The organism is Microcystis sp. M179S2 (genome assembly GCF_020245805.1).
Classification (GTDB): domain Bacteria; phylum Cyanobacteriota; class Cyanobacteriia; order Cyanobacteriales; family Microcystaceae; genus Microcystis; species Microcystis aeruginosa.
This window is the reverse complement of the sequence record NZ_JADBUE010000177.1, coordinates 1-4,742: the sequence shown is the minus strand read 5'-3', so window position 1 is coordinate 4,742 and position 4,742 is coordinate 1. Positions and strand designations below refer to the sequence as shown.

Genomic DNA, 4,742 nt, shown 5'->3' with positions numbered 1-4,742 from the left:
GGGTCTAACGGCTATGCGCCTTATCCAGCAAGCCTTTTAGTCGCCTTGTCACCCCTTGACTCAGTATTTACATCGGAATTGGCTCTTCTCGACTTTGTGTGATAATCTTTGCTTATGGAATCGTGAAGTGCTTATCGGGCAAGACTTTTAGGACTATTTTGCGGAAGAAACTATCAGTATAGACCTCGTTTCCACACAGAAACCAGAAGAGCCCGGAATTTATAGACATAGTGTTAAAAAGCTCCGAAAGACTTATGTTTAATGCTCTACATAAAGAAATCAAGCATAGTAAAGAAGGATTCCTTTTACCACGTTCAAGAAGACTGATGTAAGTTCTATCCAAATTGGCCGCTTCGGCCAACCTTTCTTGGGATAAACCCTTTTGAATACGAGCATTATGTAAACATCTGCCAAATTGAGCTAAATTGTCCTTTGCCATGCTTCGATTAAACTGCCTGACGTGACCACTAGTCCACTGACTGACAGTCACAATAGAAAAACAAAAAAATGAGCCAGATTTTTCTGACTCATTACAGCTAAGATTTCAGGTAATTAACCTAACAACGCTTTTGCCTTCGCTACCACGTTATCCACGGTAAAACCAAACTTCTCTAGAATCACACCCCCCGGAGCAGAAGCGCCGAAGGTATCAACCCCCAACACATCCCCCTCATCGGTGATGTAGCGATGCCAACCCATGGTTGAACCCGCTTCCACTGCGAGACGTTTTTTCACTGCTTTCGGCAATACCGATTCTTTGTATTCTGCCGATTGTTCCTCGAATAGCTCCCAACAGGGCATAGAAACCACGCGGGCTTTAATTCCTGCTTCTTTTAACACCGCAGCCGCTTTATCGCAGAGATACAACTCGCCACCCGTACCGATGAGAATGACATCGGGAGTACCTTCACAATCGGTGATAATATAAGCACCTTTGGCCACACCCGCAAGGGAAGTTCCCGCTAAATTGGGCAGATTTTGACGGGAGAGAGCCAATAAAGTCGGGCGTTTCTTTTCGCTCACCGCTACTTTATAAGCGCCGGAAGTTTCCGTACCATCTCCCGGACGCATGACTAAGAGGTTAGGAATAGCGCGCAGAGAAGCAACGTGTTCCACGGGTTGGTGAGTCGGTCCATCTTCCCCTAGGGCAATGGAATCGTGAGTCATTACCCAGATGACGCGGGTTTCTGACAATGCCGATAAACGGATAGAATTCCGCATATAGTCGGTGAAAATCAGGAAAGTCGCCCCGTAGGGAATCAATCCCGTGTTATGGAGAGCAATACCGTTACAAATCGCCCCCATCGCGTGTTCCCTTACGCCAAAATGGACGTTACGCTCCTGATAACTGCCTTTTTGGAAATTACCAAAATGCTCTAATTCGGTGTAGTTAGAGTGGGTTAAATCCGCCGAACCACCGATTAAACCGGGTAAAACCCCCGCAAGCGCATTTAAGCAGATTTCCGAGTGTTTACGACTAGCGAGCGCCTTATCTTCGGGTTTATAAACCGGTAAAGCTTGCTCCCAACCTTCCGGCAGTTGACCGGTGGTTAACTGTTCAAATAAAGCCGCTTCTGCGGGATATTTAGCCTGATATTCGTTAAATAACTTATTCCAGTCCGTTTCTGCCGTCGCTCCCTTGTCCACTGCTTTCCGGAAACGATTTAATACCTCATCGGGAACCACAAACGGCTCGTATTCCCAACCTAACGCTTTCCGGGTTAACTCGATTTCCGTTGCTCCTAAAGCTGCCCCGTGAACATCGGCGGTATTAGACTTATTGGGGGAACCATAACCGATGGTGGTGGTGATTTTAATCATCGAGGGTTTATCGGTGACAGCTTTGGCAGCCGCAATCGCATTGGCAATGGCATCTAAATCGGTGTTACCATTCTCGACGTGCTGAACGTGCCAACCGTAGGCTTCAAAACGCTTGCTCACGTCTTCGGTGAAAGCGATATCGGTGGAACCATCGATCGAGATATGGTTATCATCATAGAGAGCGATTAACTTGCCTAAACCCCAGTGACCGGCTAAAGAACAAGCTTCCCCGGAAATCCCCTCCATATTGCAACCATCACCCAAAATCACATAGGTGTAATGGTCGATAATTTTGGCATCCGGTTTGTTGAAACGGGCCGCTAAATGGGCTTCTGCTAGGGCCAAACCGACACCATTAGCAATCCCTTGACCCAGAGGACCAGTGGTCACTTCCACCCCTTCCGTGACGAAATTTTCGGGGTGGCCAGGGGTTTTCGATTTCCACTGCCGGAATTGTTTAATTTCCTCTAGGGGAACGCTATCGTATCCGGTCAGGTACATCAAAGCATACTGCAGCATACAACCGTGACCGGCGGAGAGAACAAAACGATCGCGATTGACCCATTGGGGGTTTTTCGGGTTAAAACGCAGGAATTGATCCCAGAGGACAAAGGCCATGGGAGCGGCTCCCATCGGCAGTCCGGGGTGTCCCGATTTAGCTTTTTCTACGGCATCCACCGCTAAAAAACGCACCGCATTAATACAAAGTTCTTCGAGGGATTGGGAGGCGACAACCATAATGTTTTTTAGAATGAACTACAAAAATAAGACCAGGTTAAAGAGGGAGCCACTCAAAGATTACTCTTTCGGGGGCATCGACTCAAGCATATTTTCTAAAAGCTAAGGTGACGTTATGGCCACCAAATCCAAAGGAGTTGGAGAGGGCAGCGTTAACTATCTGCTGACGACTTTCGTAGGGGACGTAATCGAGATCGCAATCGGGGTCAGGATTGTCCAGGTTGAGCGTCGGGGGAATCCGGTCATTAGCGATCGCCATTACCGTGGCCACGGCTTCAATACCGCCAGAACCGCCTAAAAGGTGGCCTGTCATCGATTTGGTGGAACTGACGGGGATTTGGTAGGCCGATTCTCCTAAAGCTTTTTTAATCGCCTTGGTTTCCGTGGGATCATTGGCCCCTGTACTGGTGCCGTGGGCGTTGATATAGCTAATTTCCGGCGGAGTCAAACCGGCATCTTTGATCGCTAATTCGATCGCTCTGGTGGCCCCACGACCATCGGGAACCGGTGCCGTCATGTGATAGGCATCGCAAGTCAGACCATAACCGATCATTTCGCCGTAAATCCGCGCCCCACGGGCCAAGGCCGTTTCTAATTCCTCTATAATCAAAATTCCTGCCCCTTCCCCCATGACAAAACCATCCCGGTCCTTGTCAAAGGGACGACTGGCCCGGGTGGGGTCATCGTTGCGGGTGGACAGGGCCTTAGCGGAGGCAAAACCAGCCAATCCTAGGGGGGTAACGGCGGCCTCCGTCCCACCGCAGATCATCGCTTTGGCCAAACCCCTTTGTACTAGACGAAAAGCATCGCCGATGGCATTGGAACCAGCAGCGCACGCAGTCACGGTGCAGTTACTCGGTCCTTTGGCCCCCGTGTGGATAGCGGTTAAACCAGCAGCCATATTGGCAATCATCATCGGGATCATGAAAGGACTACACCGGCCCGGACCTTTTGTCAAGTAAATTTCCTGTTGATCCTCCAGCACTTTTATGCCACCCACGCCCGTACCAATTAGTACACCTATATCATCGGCATTGAGAGCGTCGATAACTAATTGAGAATCTTGCAGCGCCTGCAAACTAGCGGCAACGGCAAATTGAGCGAAACGGTCCATGCGCTTTGCCTCTTTGCGATCCACATATTCGTGGGGGTCAAAACCCCGCACTTCCCCAGCAATGCGACAAGCGTGACGGGAGGCATCAAAGTGGGTGATTAAACCAATGCCACTTTTGCCGTTGATTAAGCCTGTCCAATAGTCGGCTAGATTATTGCCGAGGGGAGTGATCGCACCCATCCCCGTGATGACAACCCTTTTTAATGGCAATTCTGTCATGTTTGTTCAAAAATAAGGGCAGATTTTGCCCCAGATATTTAATCCTAATTGTCAATTTTCCCGCAATAATTAGGCGGTTGCTCCTACTTTCTCGTTAATATACTCGACAGCTTTGCCCACAGTGTCAATTTGTTCGGCTGCGTCGTCGGGAATTTCAATATCAAATTCTTCCTCTAAAGCCATCACTAACTCGACCACATCAAGGGAATCAGCTTTCAGATCATTAGCAAAGCTTGCTTCGGGGGTAACTGTACCCGGATCCTCTACTTCTAATTGGTCCACAACAATTTTTTTAACTCGATCGAAAATTTCTGCACTCATGGATGTCAATTTTTATCCGCTGGTTTACCGGACTCTAGCCTCTAGGGTCTGGGGAAATGGGGCGGTGTTACCATTTCCGACAATAAATTTCGGTTAGCTTTTTCACTGACCATTTTTCATCTTACTGGAAGTTGTTCCCCTCTTGATGAAGTTTTTTCGCGATCATCGGGGAAGTGGGGTAGTGGGGTAGTGGGGTAGTGGGGAAGTGGGGAAGTGGGGTAGTGGGGTAGTGGGGTAGTGGGGTAGTGGAGCATTTGGATGAAATTTCCCTAAACCCCTAAATCCCTATCACCCCAAAACCCTATCACCCTGACTCCTATCTCCTGAATAAAAAGCCAAAATATAACGGATAACTCCGAAATTCAGATAATAATCATCGGAAATTTTCGGTCTGAAACCCCGCCGTTCTAGGTTGGCTTTACGTTAGAATTAAAAGGCCAGTCTCGAAAACCAAGTGGACGGCGCAGCACCTTGAAAACTCGGCTTAGGGGGTTCCGACCAGAAAAGCTTGGCCGGGTAAAAAGTCGCG

General features: G+C 48.6%; 4 protein-coding genes. All 4 read right to left on the bottom strand.

Features of this window, described 5'->3' with window-relative positions:
- Positions 1-112: 112 nt before the first annotated feature.
- Positions 113-439, bottom strand: a complete 327-nt coding sequence (locus IM500_RS10985) for a helix-turn-helix domain-containing protein (RefSeq protein WP_287738385.1) — start codon at positions 437-439, stop codon at positions 113-115.
- Positions 440-552: 113 nt separating this feature from the next.
- Entirely contained in the window at positions 553-2,559 is a 2,007-nt protein-coding gene (gene tkt / locus IM500_RS10980) for a transketolase (protein WP_287738383.1), read from the bottom strand.
- Positions 2,560-2,641: 82 nt separating this feature from the next.
- Positions 2,642-3,892 carry a beta-ketoacyl-ACP synthase II gene (gene fabF, locus IM500_RS10975; RefSeq protein WP_190723334.1) on the bottom strand — a complete coding sequence of 417 codons (1,251 nt, stop codon included), beginning with the start codon at positions 3,890-3,892 and terminating at the stop codon, positions 2,642-2,644.
- Positions 3,893-3,961: 69 nt separating this feature from the next.
- Positions 3,962-4,213 carry an acyl carrier protein gene (locus IM500_RS10970; protein ID WP_190723332.1) on the bottom strand — a complete coding sequence of 84 codons (252 nt, stop codon included), beginning with the start codon at positions 4,211-4,213 and terminating at the stop codon, positions 3,962-3,964.
- Positions 4,214-4,742 lie beyond the last annotated feature (529 nt).